Here is a 22,746-nt window from a genome sequence, read left to right as displayed (position 1 = left end):
GGGAAAATAATGAAAAATAATTCTAGCGAATACGAAAAAATGATTAGAGGAGAAGAATATATAGAAGATTCATCTCTTTTTGAAATGTTACTTGAAAATAAAAAACTTATGGATGAATATAATAGATGCGACATAGCTAAAATTGATAAAAGAAAAGAAATATTAAAAAAACTTTTTGGAGAAATAGACAAAAGCGTTGATATACTTCCTCCTTTCACTTGTGATTATGGCAACCATATAAAAATCGGAAAACATTCCTTTATAAACCATAACTGCACAATTCTGGCACAGGCAAAAGTAAATATAGGAAATTATGTAAGAATTGCTCCAAATGTTTCCATATATACCGTAGGTCATAACGAGCATCCTGAAAAAAGAAAAGCTGGATATTGCTATGCAAAGGAAGTGAACATAAAAGATAATGTATGGATAGGAGGAAATGCTATAATTCTTCCTGGTGTAACAATTGGAGAAAATTCTATAATTGGAGCAGGAAGCGTTGTCAATAAAGATATCCCAAGTGATGTTATTGCCGGTGGCAATCCTTGTAAAATAATTAGAGAAATAAAAAAATAAAAGCGGTTATATACCGCTTTTTTTATACTTGTAATATAGTCTGCTGAGCTTTAAAACTTCTTAATATATTTTCTGGAATATTTCTTTCATCAATTTTATTCCAGTTACAGCATACAAAATTTTTTATATCCATATCTTCATAGTAAATATCAGGGTTAGTTTCAAACCATGTTTTTGTAACGATGCATAAATAATACACATTATTTTCTTTGTCTTTAGTCCAAATCATATCTCCAGCATTGATTTTACTTAATATTTTTAATGAATTAAATGGTTTATTTGTATATTTAGAATTGTCACATACTTCTTTCAAAATTGTTTCATCTTTATAATTTTTATGTACCTTTATATCTTCCCAACCGACTCCTATTATACCTTTCTCTTTACAAAATTTTATAACATCATCTTGTCTAAGCTTACAATTAAAGTCTGGATTTAAATGCATTCTATACACTTTGGTTTTATTATTCATATTTTTCCTCCCATTTTTTAACTACGCTTTATTTGATTAACTTAAATGTATATTGTTCTCCATTCATTTCAAGATGCAAGTAAGTTTCTCCATTTTCATTATATATTCTATAATCATATACTACCCCATTTTCTACGTTTTGAACCACATAGTCTCCAAGATAAAGAGCAAACGGCTCAATAACTAAATTACCTTGATTTTCGGATGCTCCGTTGCAATTATATGATGATTCAAAATTATACCTTTTATCTATCAATCCATATTGATAATCAATTTCCGTCAAGCTCATTTCCCACTTTACCTTTTTATCATCAAATTCAAATGTTTCTACCACATCACCTATAACAGTCATTTCCGAATTTTCATATTGTCTCTGCCATACACCTTCCAATTCCCTATATTTATTTGACTGATTTATATACATAAATGACAAAATGAATAAAGAAATTAATGCTGCTGCAATTATAATTCTTTTATTTATTTTAAATTTGTCCTTTTCATTATTATTTTGTACCTGTTGATCTTCTTGTATATTTTCAAATACTTCTACTTTTTCTCCACATTCACTGCATACCAAGCTATCATCATCTATTCTACTTCCACAATGAGTACAATACATATCTAATTCCCCCTTCATTCCTTAATTTAAAAATCCGTATTTAATCTTATATCCAAATATAACTTTTATATTAAATTCCTTGCATGATTCAATAACTAATGGTATATCTACTTGGGAACAATTAAAAATAATTTAATTTCTATATATTGTTAAGATATGTTTACCTTTAAGTTATGCTTATATTATCGACAATTGCACTTCCACATTTATTGCAATATTTCATTTTAAAATTTTCCCTTCAATTTTAATATCCACTACCAACCCATGTATAACTTACACCGTTAATATTAATCATATTATCCCCTGTAAGCCCCATATCAATCGTTACATGAGATGAATAACTATTTATACCTTCAAAACCTGCAAGGTCATATTCTATAATCCTTCCGCCTTCCTGTATACTTTTTATTGTTATTTCAGCAGAACTTTCATAACCTTTTTGATAATACTTTGAACCCTCTTTTACATACAGTATCATTGCATCACCTGTAACACCTGTTTCACTATACATACTCGCATATTCTGTTGGAAGCCATAATCCGAGTAAAGTCTGCATTACATCATCAACACTTATTTCTTCTTTAACAATAAAAGTTACTTCTTTTTTATTTTTATTTCCATTACTATCTGTTACCGATAAAGTTAATGTATATTCACCTTCTTCTTTTGTATTTACATTTCCATTTTCTATATTCAAATTCTTTATATCAATATCCCCATCAAGATTATCCTTTATAGAAACAAATTTTGATATATCAAAATCTGATCCCTTTTTTATTGTTAAATCTTTGCTTGTATTAATTTCGGGAGCAGTTGTATCAACTACATTAAACGTACAATCAACTTCTTTTTCTTCTCCATTATTATCTGTAACTATATATGGAATTGAAATTTCTCCAAGTGTTTTAAAATTATACTTATCTTGTTTTGGCTTTATAGAATAATTATCTTTATATTTATCTTTTATTTCTACAAAATCATTTACCGATATATTTTCTCCTGCCTCAATATTTTCCTTGGTAACCTCAATAAAATTTGAAGGAGATTGTAATTTAAACATTATAAAAAATAAAATTCCCGAAATAATTAAAAGAGCTCCTATTAACACCCCAATCAGCTTCTTTTTCCTTAAAATAAATTCTTTAAAATTCTTTTTAGGAAATTTGTTTTTTTCAATATCATCTTTAAAACTTTTATTATTATTTTTTTCAGAAGTTTTTTTATCACATAAACATTTACAGCCACAATTCATACAAAAAATATCATTCTCACTTATTTCCTGCCCACAGTTTCGACAAAACTTTATTTTTTTGTTTACTTCTTTATTTATATCTTTGTCTTCTTCTTTTTTTAACTCATCATATATTTCTTTTTGATTTTCTGACATATTTACAATTCCCCTATCTTATATTGATATATATATTATTTATATAAATTATAGATATTATATCTATAATAGTCAAGAAATATTGATATCATCTATAAAAAATATATATTATATATTATTTGGGAGAAAAGATGTTAAAAATTAAAGAAATTAGGCAAAAAAGAAATATGAGCCAAATAGAACTTTCTACAAAAATAGAAATAAGTCAGGAAACAATCTCAGCATACGAAAATGGAAAAGCATTTCCAAGTATAAAAACACTTATAAAGATTGCAAAGGCTTTAAATACATCTACAGACTATTTACTAGGCTTATCTAAATTTGACATACCCTCATATTATGCATATACAAATAACGAAATTGAAGAATCAATATTTTTAAATATATATTCTAAACTAACTTACGAAGAAAAAATAAAAGTTCGTGGATATATGGAAGGACTATTATATGAACATAAAAAATAAAAGCGGTTATATACCGCTTTTTTACTTTTATATAATACAATTATTTTTGTTGAAATTTATGATATAGATTATCATCGATTTCATAAATTCCTTGATAAGGCTGCTCAATATAATATTTCTTTTTATTCTCATATGCAAATAATGTGCTTGTGTTACCACTATATTTAATATCAATTTTTATATACTCATCAACTTTAGGCTCATCTTGAACACTCTCCTTACGAGTTGCTTTTGCATGTTTAATTCCTGAAACAACATCATTTATCCATGATTTATCAGTATGATGTATTTTATTTCCTTCAAAGGATATATCAATAGAACTTATTTTTTTTAAATTTGGCAACCTTATTGGTGAAGCGGTTTGTACACATCCTGCTAAAATAAAAATACAAATTAAACATAATATAGTATATTTTCTTTTCATGATTCAAGCTCCTTTTTATGATATTCCTTCATTATATTTATCTACATAATTTCTTGCATTTGTACTGTCGGAAATATAAAATACCTCCTCTCCTTTTATCTTTTGTCTATTTTCAGCTCCCTTACCAAGAATTGATATAACGACATTATCGTCAAGACTATCTTTAATAGCCTCTTCAATAGCCATTGTTCTGTCTTCTATTATCTTAACCTTTGATTTATCTTCTACATATTTTAGAATATCCAAACAGATATCATTAAAGTCTTCATTAGAAGAATCATCAGTAGTCAAAATAAGTTCATCACAATTCATTTCACAAATTTGCCCAATATCTTTTCTCCTGTTTATTGCTTTATCCCCCGTAGAACCTATTACGCAAATATGTTTTCTTCCCGAATATTCTTCGTGTATAAACTCAAAATATTTACTAAGGCTAAGTCCGTTATGAGCATAATCTACAACTATAATTTTTTTACCATCTTTTGTTTTATATATTTCCCCTCTCCCTTTTACTTTTACATTCAATATTCCTTTATATATATACTTATATTCCATTCCCAAAGTATCACATACGGCAATACATGCTACTGCATTTTCTATGTTATATCCGCCTTTTAATTTAATACTGTAATCATATATCTTTCCACCATATTTCACTTTAAAGGCATTACCCATATTATTTGAATTTGAAGATATTATCTGATAATCAGCATTACTGCTTTTTCCATAAGTTATAATCTTATTTTTATCCTTATGTTTTAATGCATTTTGAACCTTATCAAAAGACATCAATTCTTCATTTATAACTATATATTCACTATTTTCTATTAATTTTAATTTTGATGAAAAATAGTCATCGAAGTTTTTATGCTCAACATCTGAAATATGATCATAACCTATATTCAAAAATACTCCTACATCAAAATTAATACCATACACTCTATTATATTTATAAGCAATGGAAGAAACTTCACAAACAAAATATTCCATACCTAAACTGGAAGCATTACTTAAAGTCTTATATACTTCCAAAGATTCGGGAGTTGTTAAAACGGCATCTCTTGTAATGCTGCCATCAAAAGTTTTAATAGATGATATAATGCCGCAAGGAATATCACTTTTACCCAGCAAATACGTATCCAAAACATTTTTTATAAAAAAGGAAGTAGTACTTTTCCCTTTTATTCCGGTAACACCAATCTTTTTTAATTTTTCAACTTCTTTACCATAAAATATTTTAGATAAAACAGCAAGAGCCTTTCTTGCATCAGAAACTATTATGTAAGGAAAATCTTCAAAATGCACTTTTTCACTCACATATATAACAGCGCCTTTTTTTATCGCATCCTTTAGATACAACCTATTAAAATTAAATCCCTTGCATACAAAAATCTTATTTTCGCAGTCCATTGTAGAATTATAACTTATACCATGGATTGCCTCCTTTATATTCAAATTTTTATAACTTACAAGAATTCCTTCCCGCGACAACTCCATTAAAATATCTTTGATGAATTTTTGCATGATTATTTTTCCATAAAAATACGTAATACTTTGTAATCTTTTATATAATATATCATTAAATAATTACAAATTCCTTTTATAAAACCTTAACAATTTATAAACATTATTTTGTATAAAAAAAAAAACGGCAAAATGCCGTTTTAAATTATCTTACTTACCCAATCTTCAATTAAATCATAACTCACATTCAAATCTCCCCTGCCTGTAAGAATCTTTATGTCAGGTTTAGGTGAGCCATGATAGTCACTTCCTCCACTTTTATAAATATTATGTTTATTTGCATAATCGATTAAAAATTCTCTGTCTTTTATAGAATGTTTTGCATGTAAAACTTCTACTCCGTCTAACCCAAAACTTCTTGCATAGTCAAGCATTTTTTCCACGCTATCATGTTCCATATGATGAATACAAGGATGAGCAAAAAATGCCATTCCGTCTGCTTCGTGAATAATATCTATTGTCTGCTTTATTGTTTTAAAAAATCTTGATTCATCAACATAAAAACTACTTTTTTTATTTGCACAATTATCCCAAAAAAACGCTGACGGATTCATAAGAGATGGATATTTTTTTATATTTTCTTCATGTCCTAATGCACTTATAATAGTTCTTTTATATCCCTCATTTTTTTCTCCGTCCTCTATTTTTAAACCATCATCAACTATAATTCCATTTTTCCTAAATACATCAATATACTCTGTTAATAATTCTTTTTCTCTTTTAATATCCTCTTCTTTGGATTCAAGACTTTTTAAAATTTTTCTCATTTTCTCTATATCTATATTATATCCGAGTATATCCCTCATTTCACTTTCATAAGCACAGGAAAGCTCAACTGCAGGAATAATTTTTATTCCCATAGTATCAATGTCTTTTAAATCATCATATGCATTAACGGTATCGTGATCTGTAATAGAGATTAAACTTATATCTAAATCTTTTGCTTTTTGTATAATCTCTTTTGTACTGTCATCACCGTCAGAATTATTAGTATGTAAATGCAAATCTATATTCATAAAAACACCTTCTTTATTTTAATATTATTTTATCTACTTTATCTACCCAATCTTTAATCATATTATATGAAACTATTAAATCGCCTTTTCCTTTAACCATACTTATATCAGGTTTTGTTCCTCCGTGAAAATCACTTCCACCACTTTTATAAAGTTTATACTTTCTTGCAACTTCAGCAAGGAATAACTTATCATCAAAAGTATGCTGAGAATGCAATACTTCTATACCATCAACTCCACATTCCATTGCATGGTTTATAAGTAAAAGAGTTTTTAATTTTCCTATTCTATACATACATGGGTGAGCTAAAAAGGCAAGCCCTCCTGCTTTATGTATAAGGTCTATACCTTCCCTAATCGTAGGATATTCCTTTGATTCATCAACAAAAAACTTACTATCGCTATTTGAACAATAATTCCAAAAAAACATAGTAATTTTAGATATGAAAGGATATTTTTCTACATTTTCAGGATATTTTATAAGACTGTTATACATAACCATAAAAGCTTCACTTTTATTTCCTCTATTTACTTCAAGCCCATCATCAAATACTATACCGTTTTCTCTAAATACTCTTTTATATTCATTTAAAAGTCTTTTTTGTTTTTCAAGTTTTGCTTCTGGAGAATATCTTTCACTTACAAATTCATCTATAACCTTAGTATCAATCCCATATCCAAGGACATCTCTTATAACACCATCAAAAGAGCATCCTAGTTCAGTTGCGGGAATTATAGTTATAGGTTTATTTAAGTCAAATTTAGCATTTCTGATATCTTCATAAGCCTTTATATTATCATGATCCGTTATTGAAGCATAATCCACACCAAGATCGTTCATCATTTTTATCATATCAACAGGAGTAACTGTTCCGTCAGAATAGCTGCTGTGCATATGTAAATCTACTATTTTTTCCATAACAAACCTCATTTAAAATTTCTAAAATTATTATATATCAATATATTTCACTTTTCAATTAAGCAAAATAAATTAATATGCTATAATTATTTTATCACAATATACAATGTTTGGTATTTACAATGTAAAAAAGGAACAAATGTGAGAACACACAAAATTTATCCCAAAAAACAGGAGAAAGAAGATGAAAGAATATATTTGCGAGAGCGAAGACATAAAAATCAGAAAATTACAAGATACCGATGAAGAACTTACAATGCTTGGGAAGTGGAGAGATGACGAAAGAGTAAGCAGATTTTACGGAGGTAGAGACAAAGATAACTCACTTGAAGGACTAAAGAAAAAATATCTTCCACGAATTCATGGTGAGGAAAATATGCAGTGCTGTATAATAGAATATAAAGGACAAGACAGCGGATATATACAGTTCTTCCCTTTAAAAAAGGAAGCATACAAAGAACATAAACTTGAAAATTATAAAAATGCCTATGGAATAGATATATTTATAGCAGGTCACATGGGCCATAGCAAAGGGCTTGGTTCAAAATCTTTAAAAACATTATATACATACCTTTTTAACGAAAAAAATGCCGACATTGTAGAAATATGCCCAAGAACCGTAAATGAAAGAGCCGTTGCCGCATACAAAAAAGCAGGTTTTACTCCTCATTCAAAACTTGAAAAAGGAGAATTCTTTGAAGGTAAATGGTACGAAGAAACAGTAATGATAATCACAAAATAAAAAAGACTTCATAAGAAGTCTTTTTCTATTACATTATAATTATTTTCTATTGTCTTTTTAACATCTATTCTTCTTTGATTTGAACTGCCAACAAAGGTTTTATTATATGTCTTGTTTTCAATTTCAAATTTTCCATCCATAATATAATCATTAAGTTCAATAAGTTTAAGTATATATGGATTTTTTTTATTCATTTCAAGCAGCTCTTCAAATCTAAATCCTGTATATGTTATTAAAGATAAACCTTTTTCCTTAATTTTCTTTCCTAAAAAATATAAACTTTCTGCCTGCATAAAAGGCTCTCCTCCGGAGAATGTAACTCCGCTTAAAAGAGGATTTTGCCCAATTGCATTTAGCACTTTTTCATGAGAAACAATTTGCCCGCCATTAAAATCATGAGTTTGAGGATTATGACATTCAGGACAGTTATGAGGACAGCCTTGAACAAAAAGCGTAAATCTTATTCCGGGACCATCCACAATTGATTCTCTTACTATTCCCGCAATTCTTATTTCTTTTTCTTGATCCATTATAAAGTTTCCATTTCAGAGTTAAGTGAATGTTTTACCCTGTCTGATTCTTCTGCTCTTTTTGCATTGTTAAATCTATCAAGAGTTCCAACAAGGTAACCTGTTATTCTTCTTATTCTATCGAAAGGAATAGGTTTTACTTTTGCACTTCTTCCAATAAAACCATCTTCATCTGCATATAAATTAAGTTCAACAACTTCGCTGTTTTTTTGTTTTTCAACATCTTTAATATATGCTTTAATTTCTTCTTTTGTTAAATCTTTTATTTCTCCGTATACATATACGTTTGTTTCACCTATTTTTGTTTCATATGTTAGTTCTTTTTCTGTATTCATTGTTTGCCTCCTATAAACTTTCCATTTCAGAATTTAATGAATGTTTTACTCTATCTGCTTCTTCTGCTCTTTTACCATTATTAAATCTGTCTAAAGTTCCTACTAAATAACCTGTTATTCTTCTTATTCTTTCAAAAGGAACATCAGTATCATTTTCTTTTCTATGACAACATGGACATTCATCATATATTACACCGTTATATCCACAAACAGGGTCTCTATCAACAGGATGGTTAATAGCACCGTAACCAAGTCCCATTTCTTTCATGCATCTTACTATTTTTTCAAATGCTTCAAGGTTCTTTGTTGTATCCCCGTCAAGCTCAACATATGTAATATGTCCACCATTTGTAAGTGCATGGAAAGGAGCTTCTTTCTTAATTTTTTCAAATGCACTTATTTCATATCCTACAGGAACATGGAATGAGTTTGTGTAATAATCTTTATCTGTTACACCAGGAATAATTCCATATCTCTTCTTATCCATTTTAACAAATCTTCCTGACAAACCTTCCGCAGGAGTTGCTATTAAAGAGAAATTTAAGTGAGTTTTATTTGTAACATCATCAAGTCTTTCTCTCATATGTTTAACAATTTCAAGACCAAGTTTTTCACTTTCTTCGCTTTCTCCGTGATGTTTACCAACTAAAGCTGTAAGTGTTTCTGCAAGTCCGATAAAACCAACTGTTAATGTACCATGTTTTAATACTTCACCTACAGTATCATCCGGTTTAAGGTTTTCTGAATCAAGCCATACACCTTCGCCCATTAAGAAAGGAGAATTTCTTACTGTCTTTGAACATTGTATTTTAAATCTATGTAAAAGTTGATCTACACATAAATCAATTTTTTCATCTAATGTTTGATAGAATTTATCAATGTCTCCCTTTGCATCAATAGCAAGTCTTGGTAAGTTAATTGATGTAAAACTCAAGTTACCTCTTCCTGTAACGATTTCTTTTGTCTTATCAACATTGGCCATAACCCTTGTTCTACATCCCATATATGCAATCTCAGTATCAGGATCTCCTTCTTTATAATATTGAAGATTGAATGGAGAATCTATAAATGAGAAGTTAGGGAATAATCTTTCGCTAGATACTTCCATTGCAAGTTTAAATAAATCATAGTTAGGATCTCCAGGATTATAATTTATTCCTTCTTTTACTTTAAAGATTTGAACAGGGAATATAGGAGTTTCTCCGTTCCCAAGTCCCGCTTTTGTTGCAAGAAGAATATTTTTTATAATCATTCTACCTTCACTTGAAGTATCTGTTCCATAATTAATAGAACTGAAAGGAACTTGCGCACCGGCTCTTGAATGCATTGTATTTAAGTTATGTACCAATGCTTCCATTGCTTGATATGTTGCTTTATCTGTTTCTTTTAGAGAGCTTTTCTTTGTAAATGAAATCAATGTATCAATATCTTTATGATCCAATTTATCTAAAGCTTCTCTTTCAAGCTTCATGAACTCTTCATTATCATCTAATTTTGGATAAAGTCCGCTTTTTTCTTCTATTTCTTTATATAATTCTTTTGCAACTTCTTCGCCGTTTTCCATGCCTGCAAGAAGTTCCAATGCTTTACCCATATTAGTTACATATATTTTCTTATAAGTTTTTTCAACCCCTGCTGCTAAATCATAATCAAATTTTGGAATACTTTGTCCACCATGTTGGTCATTTTGATTTGATTGAATAGCTATACAAGCAAGAGCAGAATAAGTTCTTATATCTTTTGGCTCTCTTATATATCCGTTACCTGTTGAAAATCCGCCTTTAAATAATTTTGTTAAATCGATTTGACAACAAGTTGTAGTTAAAGTATAAAAGTCTAAATCGTGAATATGAATATCACCTTTTGAATGAGCTGCAGCATGTTTTTCATCTAAAATAAACATACCATAGAAGTTTTTTGCACCTTCAGAACCATATTTAAGCATAGTTCCCATTGCAGTATCACCGTTAATATTGGCATTTTCTCTTTTAACATCATTTTCTATTGAGCTTTTGAAAGTTAAATCTTCATAAATTTTCATAAGAGTTGTATTCATTTCTCTTACTTTATTTCTTTCGGCTCTATATAAAATATAATTTTTTGCAGTTTTAGCATGTCCACTTTCAATTAGTGTCTTTTCTACTATATCTTGTATTTGTTCAACAGTTGGAATAATGTCAACATATCTTTCATTTAATATTTTATCAACTTGATCAGAAAGTTCTCTGGCTATTTGATAATCTTGTCCGCCAACAGCTTCCGCAGCCTTATAAATGGCATCTGTTATTTTCCTTTTTTCGTATTTGCTTGTTCTTCCGTCTCTTTTTAAAATCTCCGTTACCATATTTTTTTCTCCAATTATATATTAATAAAATTATATTTCGCTTTGATCGTATTCAATTATATATTGTGTATATAACTTTGTCAAGAAGAAAAAAAACACAAGATATAGTGTTTAGCATAATTCCTAACACAATTCGACATTTTCATGTAATAAAATATTTTTACTGTTATGTTTACTCTTATTTTATACTCAAATTTAATGTTATTTTTATTTTTTAATATCTTTTATCCAATAAAAAAAGACTAATGATTGTACATTAGTCTTTATACAATTTCTTCCATTTTATTTTGTCTTGAATAAGCTATCTGCCATGGGGCATACATAAGTACCCAAACAAATAATACAAGTGACAAAGCTGCAGGAATATAAAAATTTCCAAACACATTATATAGTATCTCAAGAGGAGAGCCTGGTGCAGGAGCACTTAAAAACATAAAATTTGTTCCCCATGCTTTATTCATAAAATATACGGGAACGGCAATTATACCAACTAACAATGCTGTCTTTGGCAAAACTTTATAATTAGGTTTTAGTCTTCCACTATATAAAAGCATAAATACAAATACAACAAGCCATGTATGAATGGTAAAAGAATTTATGCATGAAAAATGAAGCATTGGGTATTCTGTCCAATCAGGGAATAATAATGCTGCCATTGCTCCTGGAAGAGAAAGTGCATATAAATATTCACCGCAAATTTTCCCAGGCTTAAAAGCATACCAAAAAGTAAAAAATATTGATATACCGCACAAATGAAATGGTAAATGCCCAAGATTAAAAGTTCCTGCATAAATATGAATAATATCTTTAATGATTTCTTGCATAACTATAACTATTGCAAAAATTTTTAATATTTTATTTTGTTTTTCATAATCTGCTTTTTTAAACATACGACACATACAAACGATAAATAAAGTTATAGCTAAAAGCCAAGTTAAATGCTCAACTCCATATGTATTCCATGTTAAATTTAAAGGTATGTCTTCTGGTCTTGAAAAAAAATATTTTAATGTCATTTATTCTTGTCCTTATTTTTTATTGTTACAAATACATTATAATACATTTTATTTTAATATTACAAAATTTATCTAATTTTTACATAAAAAAAGAACTTCAAAAGAAGTTCTTTATATCATTTTTTCGAAATCATCTTCAGAAATTATTTTTATTCCAAGAGTCTTTGCTTTTTCTTCTTTACTTCCTGCATTTTCACCAGCAAGAACATAAGTAGTTTTTTTACTTACAGAAGAAGAAACTTTACCTCCGTAGCTTTCAATTATCTTCTTCACATCATTTCTCTTGTATTTGGATAATGTTCCCGTTAAAACGAAAGTCATACCTTCAAACTTCAAATCTTCATTTTCTTCGTTAATATATTCCATATTAACCCCTAAAGATTTCAACTTACTAATCAAAGATATTTTCTTTTCATTACTAAAAAACATTATAATTTCATTTGCCATCTTATCTCCTATTTCATTAATAGATATAAGATCATCATATGTGGCGTTCATTAAATTATCCATACTTTTAAATTCTTTTGCAAGAAGTTTTGCTCCCTGCTTTCCAACTAAATTTATGGACAGCGCAAAAATCAAATCTTCAAGAGAATTTTCTTTTGATTTTTCTATTGCTTCAATCATGTTTAAAACGGATTTTTCACCCATTTTTTCCATTTGTTCTATTTGTTCTTTTTTATCTTTTAATCTGTAAATATCGCTTACATCTTGAATTAAGTCCGCTTCAATTAAGTTTTCCAAAACTCTCTCTCCCAAAGTATCAATATTCATCGCATCCCTTGAAGCAAAATGAATTATTTCTCTGGAAATTTTAGCCGGACAGTCTATATTTACGCATTTTATTGCGCTTATGCCTTCTTCCCTTACAACTTCATGACCACATACAGGACAAGTCTTTGGCATTTCAAAGATTATTTCTTCACCATTTCTTTCTTCTTTTACGGAACTTACAACCTGAGGAATTATTTCTCCTGCTTTTTTTACTATAACTTTATCCCCTATTCTTATGTCATTGTCTTTTATATAATCTTCGTTGTGAAGAGTGGCACGACTTACAAAAGAACCGTCTATATTTACGCCTTCTAAAATTGCAACAGGGGTCAATGTTCCAGTTCTTCCTACATTTACAATAATATCCTTTAGTAAGGTTTTTACTTTTGTTTCACTAAATTTATAAGCAATTGCCCACCTTGGATTTTTATTTGTAGAACCTAAAACTTCTCTATCTCTTAAATTATCAAGTTTTATTACAGCTCCATCTGTTTCATATGGAAGTTTTTTTCTCTCCTCTTCTTTTTCATTTAAAGCCTTAAATATTTCATTTATATTACTAAACTTTTTATATTCACTTACTTTAAATCCAAGAGTTTTTAAATAATCAAGACTTTCACTATGAGAAGAAAGTTCCACCTCGTCTATATGCTCTAAATTAAATATAAAACAATCCAAATCCCTCTTTGCCGCAACTTTTGAATCAAGTTGTCTTATTGAACCTGCTGCCATATTTCTAGGATTTGCAAAAAGACTTTCTCCATCTTTTTCTCTTTGCTTATTAATCTTTTCAAAGTTATCTTTATATATTAAAACTTCGCCCCTTACGGTCAAATTAACATCTTTGTTTAATTTAAGAGGAATTGTTTTTATGGTTTTAACATTTAAAGTAACATCTTCACCAACTTCACCATCGCCTCTTGTTGCTCCTGTTTTTAATATACCATTTTCATAAGTAAGAACTATAGTTAGTCCGTCAAATTTATTTTCCAATGTATATACAGGATTTTCTATTTCTTTTTTAACTCTATTATCAAATTCCAAAAGTTCGTCAAAAGAAAAAGCATTAGCCAAGCTAAGCTGCTTATACTCATGCTTTACTTTTTCAAACCCATCAAGAGCCTTTCCCCCTACCCTGTCGGTAGGGGAATATTCTTTTTTGTACTCAGGATATTCTTCTTCAAGCTTCATAAGCTTTCTAAGAAGCATATCATATTCATAATCAGAAATACTTGGATTATCTTCCTCATAATATTTTCTGTTATGTTCCAATAATTCTTCTGTTAATTGTTCTATTTCTTTTTTTGCATCTATCATATTTTACCTTCTAAAATATATGAAGTTTATTACATTTCTTTCTTGGCTCATTTCCTTTTATATAATACCTAATTTCTTTATTTGCACTGTCACATTTCTCATCATTAAATAAAAGTCCGCTGTCACTATCTACAGTAACCTGAGTAACAATTCTGTTTTTATATTTGTCTACTTCATCTTGTGGAATAGAGATAGTTTCAACTTCGAGTCTTGTAAAGTACTCTCTATCTGTCACATCAATATTATCTTTTACAACTAATAAGCTAGTGTAATTTACTTCTTCGGTATCTGACGAAGAATTTTCACTTACATTTGCAATCTTACCAAAATCATCTATTTCATCTGTGTTATTTACATATCTTGAATAGAAAGATGCAACCCCAGATGAAGAAATACCGTATATAACATCATTTTCAGGTGTTCCAACCCAAATACTTGTTGCTAAATTACCTGTTACGCCACAGAACCAGAAATCTTTATCATCATTTGTAGTACCTGTCTTACCAAATGTTTCATATTGAGTCTGAGACAATGTACCTGTACCCGATGTTACAACACCTTTCATACATTCCACTATTGATTCGTTTGCTTCACTTGTTCTTATACGTTCTGCTTTTGCTTCTTCTCTTTCATAAAGAACGTCACCGTCTTTTGTTGTTATCTTTTCAACAAAATAATAAGGATATTTTTCTCCGTCATTTGCAAATGTTGAATAAGCACTTGCAAGTTCTAAAGGTTTTAAACCATAAGTAAGACCTCCAAGAGCAAATGCATAGTTATTATCATTATAAACAGCATTATCCTCAACATCTACAAGAGTAGTAAATCCAAAATCTTTTACGGCTTCATATCCTACCAAATTACCGTTTTCGTCAGTACCCAGTTCCTCAAAAAGTCTTAAACAAGCAGTATTTAATGAGTTTGTAATAGCCTGTTTAATTGTTACCCTTCCATAATATCTATTTCCAGCATTCTTAGGAGAATATCCATAAAGGTTTATTGGCCCGTCTTGAACTGTTGTATATATAGATTTATCAGGAAGTTCTAAATATTTAGATACATATAAAGGTTTTATTGTACTTCCCGGTTGACGAGGAGTATTGGCCATATCAATGGATGATTCTCCTCCATAATAAGCGAGAACCTTTCCGTTGGAACCATCTACCGTAACAAAAGCCATATCGGCTGTATCAGTAAGACCATATGCAGACATAAATTCTTTTACACTTTTTATACCTGAAGTTTGTAAACTCATATTCATACTGCAATAAATCTTAAGCCCGTCCTGATTAATCATTTGTTCAACTTTGGCTTTAGCAGTTTCTTCACTCATTTGGTCTTTTTCAGTAAAACTTTTTACCAATACATCTTGAGCTTCATCCAAAACTTGTTGAGAATAAGCGCCGCAGCCTTCTCTTGTTCTTCCATTAAATCCTTTTTCAGAATCTCCTTCTTTTATAGAAATCTTTACTGCTTTTGCTTCTTCACATTCTTCTTCAGTTATATATCTGCTTTCTACCATTGCATCCAAAACTTCTTCTTTTCTTATTTTGGATTGTTCATAACCTGAATCAGTAGTTGGGTTGTAAACGGTAGGAGCCTGTGGAATACCTGCAAGCAAAGCACATTCTTCTAAAGTTAAATCCTGTACATGCTTACCAAAAAATCTCTTTGAAGCTTCTTCAACACCATATGTTCCTTGTCCCATAAATACATCGTTAAGATAAATTTCCAAAATTTCTTCTTTTGTAAATTCCTGTTCAAATTTTACTGCAAGTAAAATTTCTTTTATCTTTCTTGTATATGTTCTTTCGTCTGATAAGAATAATCTTCTTACAACCTGCTGCGTTAGTGTTGAAGCACCTTCATGAATACCGTCTCCTTTTAGGTTAACCACTATAGCTCTCAATATTCCCTTTATATCAAATCCATGATGTTGGTAAAATCTTCTATCTTCAACGGCAACGACCGCATTAACAAGATCATCAGGCATATCGTCAATGGAAACAAGGGTTCTGTTTTCATCATAAACTTCACCAACCAATTGATTATCCTCTGTTAAAATTTGAGTTTTAAGTTTAGGAGAATAAGTATATCCCGAAATATCAGGTAAGCTAAGGGAAACAGAAACAAATAAAGTTGCTCCTGCCAAAATAATACCAATTATAAAAATACCAATGATTTTTGTTAATGTTTTTCTCAATTTAGTACCCTTTCATTAAACAAATTATATTTATAATTTAATTATTTATCATTATTAAAAATTACAAAAAAATTATTTTTTTTAATTTATAATAATAATAATATAAAAAATGTAAAAAAAGAGGCTTTTAATGAATTATTCACAAAATTTTAATAAATTTCACATAATTATTTTATTCACCTTGATAACTTTATTAATATTACCACTTTTTATGCCTTTAGTAAATGGAAAGAATGAAAAAAAACTCACTAAAATAATGGGTGAAAACTGCGAGTGTAGCGCAAATCAAATGTATACATATCTAATAAAAAACAACGATAAAAAAGGCAATAATCCCATTACTAAAAAGTATGCTCAAAATTTCGTCAAAACAACCATTAAAGAAGCAAAAAAAGAAGGTGTAAGAGCAGATATAGCATTTGCATTAATGATGCATGAAACAGGATATTTAAATTTTAATGGAGATGTAAAAAAAGAACAAAATAATTTTGCAGGACTTGGAACTACAGGAGGAGGAGTAAAAGGTGCAAGTTTTAAAACAATGGAAATAGGAATAAGAGCCGTTATTCAGCATTTAAAGTGTTATGCATCAAAAGAACCTTTAAATGGCAAATGCGTAGATCCAAGATGGGATGAGTCTCTTAGAGGAAAAGCCATATATGTGGAATATCTTGGATACTCGGATAATCCTTACAAAAAAGGCTGGGCTTATCCGGGCAAAGGATACGGAAATAAAGTCTTATCTCATTTAAACAAAATAAAAAACATAAATAAAACAGAAGAAATGACAGAGGAAAATATTGTTTTACAAAGAAAAGAAGCAATAAACAAAACACTAAGCATATTATTAAACCTATTACTCATATACTTTCTATTCTTATTATTCCGTAAAATTAACAAAAAGGAAAAAACAAACACCAAAAGAAAATATTATCGATACTAAAAATATAAAAATTATATTTCAATTTTAATTTAAATCCTTAAAAAATTATAAATAATATATCTAATTATCCAATTATAAACATTAATAACAATCTAAATACAATTGAAAAAACTACTTTGCTATTATAAAATAATATATAAAGAAAAGAGGAATAATTATGAAATATAACACTGTAATATTTGATTTTGACGGAGTAATAGTAGACTCATGGCTTGGAATAGCAAAAGGATTTGTAAAGGCACTTGGAGCATATGGAATAACGGAAACAATAGAAAACGTAAAAAAAATGATTGGACCTCCTTTTGCAAAACTAATAATTGAAAAGTACGGATTTGACCAAGAAGAAGGCAAAAAAGCCATTATGATACATAGAAAATACGTACAAGAACATGGATGTTTTGAAGCAACGTTGTATGATGGAGTTTATGAAATGCTACAAACTCTTGATAACATGGGAGTACAAATAGCAATAGCCTCAAATAAACCAATAGAAAATGTAAAACTTCAAATAGAATATTTTAAAATAGAACATTTCTTTAAAGAAGTAATTGCACAAGACACTATGCAAACAAGAGGAGAAAAATCAGATTTGGTTAAAGAAGCCATGGATAAATTAAACATTAAAGAGCCTAAAAAGGTTCTAATGATAGGAGATAAACCTACCGATATAATAGGAGGCAAAAAAAATGGCACTGATGCAGTTATGGCAGATTATGGCTATGGCAGTGAAGAAGAAAAAGAAACTTGCAATGCCAATTACCATATAAAGACACCTCTTGAGCTTATAAACATCGTAAAGGGTGAATAAAATGGTAAAGTTGCTTATTTTAGATCTGGATAAAACCTTACTAAGAGATGATGGCACAATTTCAAAAGAAGATAAAAATGCAATACAATTATGTAAAGAAAAAGGAATTAAAATAAGTATTATATCCGGCAGGAACGAAGAATCTATGACAGATATAGTAAGGGAACTTGATTTATTTGAAAATGTGCATATTGGAGTAAATGGTGCAATACTTATAGATTATAAAAAAGGAATAAAAGAACTTGCTACAATAGACAATGATATATATGCATTTTTGGTAAACCAATTTAATAAAGAAAACAGGGCTTTTATGCCACTTAATAAAGATGGATACTTTTATGATAAAAAGGGACCTTTATATGATGATGTAACAACTTGGATAAAAGAAGAAAGTTTAAAAAAAGGAAATTTATACAACCTAAAAAATTGTTATAGGATTTCCGTACGTTTTGAAGACAAAAAAGACCTTGAACATTTAAAAAGTTATTTACCTGACTTAATGTATGGAACGGTTGACAGAAACGTATACGATATAAGGCCTACAAAAGTAAATAAGTTTATGGGTCTTATGGAACTGATGAAATATTATGATGTTACAAAAGACGAAATTGCTACAATAGGAGATCAAGGGAGCGATATAGAACTACTAAAAAATACAAAATATTCTTTTGCGGTAAAGAACGCATCTAAAGATGCAAAAGAAGCTGCTAAATTTATTCTTAATAGGACAAATAACGAAAATGCAGTAAGCGAAATGATAAATATGTTAATAAAACCCCCGACTTAATAAGTCGGGGTTATATTTCTTCTATATTTTCTAAATTCACATTATTAATATTAATGAGTTTCTTATATAAAAAATTACATACTGGAGAAGCAATAAGCATATTTAAGAAAAATGCCATACAGAAGTTCCTAGGCCATATATTAAAGTAATTATTTAATATATCAATAAAGTTTTCTCTTCCTATTATTCCTCCTATTATTGTCATTATCATAGACATAAATATAACTATAAATATAGAATTAAATAACATAAAAGCAAGACTGCTTTTTTCTGTATTTAAAAATGTTTTTATAACATAGTCTTTAGCTTTTCCCACCACTAAATTTTGAATAATATATGCTGCTATAAATACAAAAATAAATGTATTAAAACTCTCAATAAAAACATTAATATTTAATGCGCCTAAATGCAGAGCTGTTTCAAATAAATTCATGCCAAATACCATTATAAAACACATTATAATTCCTCTTACAAATTCTATTTTACGTCTTTCCATATTTACCTCCAAAAAAAATAACGCGCAGTCATAAACTGGATTTACGCCATTTTATGACCACGCGTTTTAATATATTTTATCATATTTTTTTATTTTAAGTAAGAATAAATTTTAATTATTCATCATAAGAACCATATTCAAATTCAAAATCATCATCGTAATTAATTTCTTTTTTTATTGGAACTTCTTTTCTGTTTTTCACACTTTTAATTGATTTTGAAATAACATTACCTGCTTTTTTCTTTGGAGCAGAAACTGCTGTACTTTTTCTTACAGGTTTTTTAAGAGTTGGTTCCGGATAATCCTCATCAACACTTGCTTTAATTTGCTGTGTTAAAGACATATCTGCTTTTTCAAAATGAAGGGCTTCGCCTTCTTCATCTTCTATATCAAGAAAAGATAGATTATCTTCATTAATCATATTATCTTTTAAATAATCGTAACTATTTGCTTTTGAATCATTTGTATAATCTTTTGAAAGATTTAATTCTTCTCTTAATTCTCTTATTGGAGAAGTATCTTCTTCTTCATAATATATCTCTTCTTCAACCAAATCTTTATTATATTTTGTAAAGAAGAAAAGTCCTGCAAAAACAATAACAGCAACCAAAAGAATAAATGCATTTCCTAAAATAAATAAAACTCCCGCAACAAGCATTGTTACCGCTAAAGGTATCAATACCCTAACAATAAAATCTTTTTCAAAAATATCTCTCATTTTAAAATTCATCTCCTATCCTAAATTCTCATCACTATAAGCCTCTGAGCTTGTAGGGTCATCTTCTATTGTAATAAATTTAGTATATTCACCTCTAAATTTAAGTTTTACAGTACCAACACTACCATTTCTATGTTTTGCAATAATTACTTCTGTGGAATCATCTTCGCTTTCAGGATTATAATATTTATCTCTGTAAAGAAGCATTACAAGATCGGCATCCTGTTCTATGGCTCCAGATTCTCTTAAATCCGAAAGCATTGGCCTTTTATTTGTCCTTGCTTCAGGACCACGAGAAAGCTGACTTAATGCAATGATAGGACAATCAAGTTCTTTTGCAATTGATTTTAATGTTCTTGAAATGGTTGAAATTTCTTGTTGTCTGCTTTCGCTTCTTTCATTTATTGTCATAAGCTGCAAATAGTCGATAATTATTAAATCAAGACCTTCTGTTGCTTTTAATTTTCTACATTTTCTTCTAAGTTCCCCTACGGAAATACCCGAAGTATCATTTATAAATAATTTTACTTTTTTCTCTCTTATTTCCCTTACAGTATCATATAAACTTGACCATTCACTTGGGAAAATATTGGCTATTCTAAGTCTTGAAGAATCTACTTCAGCTTCTCCCGACATAATTCTGTTTGCAAGTTGTCTTGTTGGCATTTCAAGAGAAAAAATGGCAACTGATTTTTTATATCTTATAGCGGCATTTTGAGCAATATTTACAGCAAGAGCAGTTTTACCCATACTTGGCCTTGCAGCTATTAAAACCATATCTCCTTTTTGGAAGCCTGATGTTATATCATCAATGGCAGCAAAACCTGAAGGAACGCCGATTACTTTTTCATCCAGCTTTTGTATTCTGTTTAGTTCGTTAACAGCATCACTTACAGCTGATGAAAGAGACGTAAAGTCCGTTGTACTATTATCCATAGATATGTTATAAACGGCTCTTTGAGCAGCTTCTATTATATCAAAAGATTCTATAGAATCTCCATAGCACTGATCAATAACACTTCCAAGCTCTCTTATAAGCCTTCTTCTTATTGACTTTTCTTTAATAATTGTACAATAATCATCAACATGATTTGTGGATAAAACACTGTCTCCTATTTTTATTAAAAACTCATATCCGCCTATTTTGTCAAATACATTATTTTCTTTCAATTCGTTTGAAAGAGTCAATGTGTCTACCGCTTTTCCTCTATCAGCAAGAGAAACAATGGCTTTATATACCCACTTATGTTCTTCGTCGTAAAAGTCGTCTTCACTCAAGACTTCTTTTACAATGTTTATAGTTTCACTGTCTATAAGCATACAACCAAGAACACATCTTTCTGTTTCACTGCTATGCGGCATGACCTTTAAACTTAATTTATCTGCCAATTTTCGCTCCTTGTATTAATTACTTATATTAATATTATTCACTTACAACATTAATTTTTACACTTGCAACAACATTTTCAAATAATTTAACTTTAACTTCGTATTCACCTTGTTTTTTTATGTTATCCATAACAACTTTTCTTTTGTCGATTTTTAATCCGCTTGCTTTTTCTATTGCATCACTTACATCCATTGAAGTAACAGAACCGTAAAGTTTACCGTCAGGACCTGATTTAGCTTTTAAATCAACTTTAATTTTTTCAAGTTGTTCTTTCTTTTCTTTTGCTTCAGCAACATTTTTTGCATGATTTTCTTTTTCAAGTCTTATTTCTTCTTCCATTTTTTCTATATTGGCTTTTGTCGCTTCAACAGCTTTGCCTTGTTTAAATAAAAAGTTATTTGCATAACCTGTTTTTACGTTTTTAATTTCTCTTCTTTTTCCGATACCTTTTATATCTTCAAGTAATATTACCTTCACGCGCTATCCTCCTATTATATTTAATTATTCCTATTATAGCACAAGTTATTAAAATAATAATAAAAAATTATTAGAAGATCATTAATATATTACATTAATGAGTATTGTTTCTTGACTATTGTTTACAAAAAAAGTAAAATAAATTAATAGTTAAATTATGTTTACGAGGAGATTATTATGAAAGTAACAAAAGATGATGTATTATATACTGCTTCACTTGCAAAATTAAAAATAAGCGAAGAAGAAGCAGAAAAATATACAGATACACTTGAAAAACAGCTTGATTATGCAAAAGCACTTGATAATATAGATACAGATGGAATAAAACCTTTAGCCCATGTTTTAAATCTTGAAAATGTAGTAAGAGAAGATGAAGTAAAAGAGGGATTAACAATAGAAGAAGCATTACAAAATGCTCCAAGTAAAGACGAAAGATGTATAAACGTTCCTAAAATGTTATAAACC

Annotated in this window: 24 protein-coding genes; 7 read left to right on the top strand and 17 right to left on the bottom strand. The window is 29.0% G+C overall.

Going from position 1 to position 22,746, the window contains the following annotated elements:
• Positions 1–9: 9 nt before the first annotated feature.
• Positions 10–576 (top strand): sugar O-acetyltransferase, encoded by a 567-nt coding sequence (locus ACTQYZ_RS02105; protein WP_441020833.1) that lies wholly within the window; start codon positions 10–12, stop codon positions 574–576.
• Positions 577–598: 22 nt separating this feature from the next.
• Here ACTQYZ_RS02105 and ACTQYZ_RS02100 read toward each other — a convergent pair whose 3' ends face one another.
• The 3 genes from ACTQYZ_RS02100 to ACTQYZ_RS02090 form a co-directional block, all read right to left on the bottom strand.
• On the bottom strand, positions 599–1,048 hold the full coding sequence (locus tag ACTQYZ_RS02100; protein WP_441415929.1) for a hypothetical protein: 450 nt from the start codon (positions 1,046–1,048) through the stop codon (positions 599–601).
• A 28-nt stretch (positions 1,049–1,076) separates the two neighbouring features.
• Complete coding sequence (locus ACTQYZ_RS02095) at positions 1,077–1,667, bottom strand: zinc-ribbon domain-containing protein (protein WP_441415928.1); 591 nt, start codon at positions 1,665–1,667, stop codon at positions 1,077–1,079.
• A gap of 244 nt (positions 1,668–1,911) precedes the next feature.
• Complete coding sequence (locus ACTQYZ_RS02090) at positions 1,912–3,054, bottom strand: immunoglobulin-like domain-containing protein (RefSeq protein ID WP_329385563.1); 1,143 nt, start codon at positions 3,052–3,054, stop codon at positions 1,912–1,914.
• A 131-nt stretch (positions 3,055–3,185) separates the two neighbouring features.
• Between ACTQYZ_RS02090 and ACTQYZ_RS02085 the strand changes: the two genes are divergently transcribed.
• The gene (locus ACTQYZ_RS02085; protein WP_253229782.1) at positions 3,186–3,518 is read left to right on the top strand and encodes a helix-turn-helix domain-containing protein; all 333 of its coding nucleotides are present in this window, start codon (positions 3,186–3,188) and stop codon (positions 3,516–3,518) included.
• A 40-nt stretch (positions 3,519–3,558) separates the two neighbouring features.
• Here the strand turns inward: ACTQYZ_RS02085 and ACTQYZ_RS02080 are convergent, their stop codons facing one another.
• From ACTQYZ_RS02080 to ACTQYZ_RS02065, 4 genes are all read right to left on the bottom strand, one after another.
• On the bottom strand, positions 3,559–3,942 hold the full coding sequence (locus tag ACTQYZ_RS02080; RefSeq protein ID WP_441020835.1) for a DUF5301 domain-containing protein: 384 nt from the start codon (positions 3,940–3,942) through the stop codon (positions 3,559–3,561).
• Between the two features lie 15 nt (positions 3,943–3,957).
• Positions 3,958–5,439: a Mur ligase family protein gene (locus ACTQYZ_RS02075; protein ID WP_441415927.1), complete on the bottom strand. Its 1,482-nt coding sequence runs from the start codon at positions 5,437–5,439 to the stop codon at positions 3,958–3,960.
• A gap of 167 nt (positions 5,440–5,606) precedes the next feature.
• Positions 5,607–6,482 (bottom strand): PHP domain-containing protein, encoded by an 876-nt coding sequence (locus ACTQYZ_RS02070; protein WP_441020839.1) that lies wholly within the window; start codon positions 6,480–6,482, stop codon positions 5,607–5,609.
• A 13-nt stretch (positions 6,483–6,495) separates the two neighbouring features.
• Entirely contained in the window at positions 6,496–7,401 is a 906-nt protein-coding gene (locus tag ACTQYZ_RS02065) for a PHP domain-containing protein (RefSeq protein WP_441020841.1), read from the bottom strand.
• Between the two features lie 184 nt (positions 7,402–7,585).
• Here ACTQYZ_RS02065 and ACTQYZ_RS02060 point away from each other — a divergent pair, with 184 nt between their 5' ends.
• Entirely contained in the window at positions 7,586–8,143 is a 558-nt protein-coding gene (locus tag ACTQYZ_RS02060; protein ID WP_441020843.1) for a GNAT family N-acetyltransferase, read from the top strand.
• Positions 8,144–8,151: 8 nt separating this feature from the next.
• Here ACTQYZ_RS02060 and nrdG read toward each other — a convergent pair whose 3' ends face one another.
• From nrdG to ACTQYZ_RS02030, 6 genes are all read right to left on the bottom strand, one after another.
• Positions 8,152–8,673, bottom strand: coding sequence for an anaerobic ribonucleoside-triphosphate reductase activating protein (nrdG, locus tag ACTQYZ_RS02055; protein ID WP_441020845.1), 522 nt, complete (start codon positions 8,671–8,673; stop codon positions 8,152–8,154).
• On the bottom strand, positions 8,673–9,008 hold the full coding sequence (gene nrdD / locus ACTQYZ_RS02050; RefSeq protein WP_441020847.1) for an anaerobic ribonucleoside-triphosphate reductase: 336 nt from the start codon (positions 9,006–9,008) through the stop codon (positions 8,673–8,675). Before nrdD ends, nrdG begins: the two co-directional genes overlap by 1 nt.
• Before the next feature lie 10 nt (positions 9,009–9,018).
• Entirely contained in the window at positions 9,019–11,352 is a 2,334-nt protein-coding gene (locus tag ACTQYZ_RS02045) for an anaerobic ribonucleoside triphosphate reductase (RefSeq protein WP_441020849.1), read from the bottom strand.
• Between the two features lie 263 nt (positions 11,353–11,615).
• Positions 11,616–12,368, bottom strand: a complete 753-nt coding sequence (locus ACTQYZ_RS02040; protein ID WP_441020851.1) for a YwaF family protein — start codon at positions 12,366–12,368, stop codon at positions 11,616–11,618.
• Between the two features lie 111 nt (positions 12,369–12,479).
• On the bottom strand, positions 12,480–14,456 hold the full coding sequence (gene ligA / locus ACTQYZ_RS02035) for an NAD-dependent DNA ligase LigA (RefSeq protein ID WP_441021402.1): 1,977 nt from the start codon (positions 14,454–14,456) through the stop codon (positions 12,480–12,482).
• A gap of 13 nt (positions 14,457–14,469) precedes the next feature.
• Positions 14,470–16,662 (bottom strand): transglycosylase domain-containing protein, encoded by a 2,193-nt coding sequence (locus ACTQYZ_RS02030; RefSeq protein ID WP_441020852.1) that lies wholly within the window; start codon positions 16,660–16,662, stop codon positions 14,470–14,472.
• Positions 16,663–16,873: 211 nt separating this feature from the next.
• Between ACTQYZ_RS02030 and ACTQYZ_RS02025 the strand changes: the two genes are divergently transcribed.
• The 3 genes from ACTQYZ_RS02025 to ACTQYZ_RS02015 all read left to right on the top strand — a co-directional run bounded on the left by ACTQYZ_RS02025 (position 16,874) and on the right by ACTQYZ_RS02015 (position 19,200).
• Positions 16,874–17,605, top strand: coding sequence for a glucosaminidase domain-containing protein (locus tag ACTQYZ_RS02025; RefSeq protein WP_441020854.1), 732 nt, complete (start codon positions 16,874–16,876; stop codon positions 17,603–17,605).
• 157 nt (positions 17,606–17,762) lie between these two features.
• Positions 17,763–18,413 (top strand): HAD family hydrolase, encoded by a 651-nt coding sequence (locus ACTQYZ_RS02020; protein ID WP_441415926.1) that lies wholly within the window; start codon positions 17,763–17,765, stop codon positions 18,411–18,413.
• A 1-nt stretch (position 18,414) separates the two neighbouring features.
• A complete protein-coding gene (locus ACTQYZ_RS02015) occupies positions 18,415–19,200 on the top strand; it encodes an HAD-IIB family hydrolase (protein WP_441415925.1) in 786 nt (261 codons plus the stop codon).
• Positions 19,201–19,210: 10 nt separating this feature from the next.
• Here the strand turns inward: ACTQYZ_RS02015 and ACTQYZ_RS02010 are convergent, their stop codons facing one another.
• From ACTQYZ_RS02010 to rplI, 4 genes are all read right to left on the bottom strand, one after another.
• On the bottom strand, positions 19,211–19,696 hold the full coding sequence (locus ACTQYZ_RS02010; protein ID WP_441020860.1) for a hypothetical protein: 486 nt from the start codon (positions 19,694–19,696) through the stop codon (positions 19,211–19,213).
• 115 nt (positions 19,697–19,811) lie between these two features.
• Positions 19,812–20,414, bottom strand: coding sequence for a hypothetical protein (locus tag ACTQYZ_RS02005; protein ID WP_441020862.1), 603 nt, complete (start codon positions 20,412–20,414; stop codon positions 19,812–19,814).
• 15 nt (positions 20,415–20,429) lie between these two features.
• A complete protein-coding gene (gene dnaB / locus ACTQYZ_RS02000; protein WP_441020864.1) occupies positions 20,430–21,803 on the bottom strand; it encodes a replicative DNA helicase in 1,374 nt (457 codons plus the stop codon).
• Between the two features lie 34 nt (positions 21,804–21,837).
• Positions 21,838–22,281: a 50S ribosomal protein L9 gene (gene rplI, locus ACTQYZ_RS01995; protein ID WP_441415924.1), complete on the bottom strand. Its 444-nt coding sequence runs from the start codon at positions 22,279–22,281 to the stop codon at positions 21,838–21,840.
• 177 nt (positions 22,282–22,458) lie between these two features.
• Between rplI and gatC the strand changes: the two genes are divergently transcribed.
• Positions 22,459–22,743: an Asp-tRNA(Asn)/Glu-tRNA(Gln) amidotransferase subunit GatC gene (gene gatC, locus ACTQYZ_RS01990; RefSeq protein ID WP_138269163.1), complete on the top strand. Its 285-nt coding sequence runs from the start codon at positions 22,459–22,461 to the stop codon at positions 22,741–22,743.
• Positions 22,744–22,746 lie beyond the last annotated feature (3 nt).

This window comes from Anaerofustis sp. LCP19S3_F7, assembly GCF_052119445.1.
GTDB classification, from domain to species: domain Bacteria; phylum Bacillota; class Clostridia; order Eubacteriales; family Anaerofustaceae; genus Anaerofustis; species Anaerofustis butyriciformans.
This window is presented reverse-complemented; position numbering and strand designations above follow the sequence as displayed.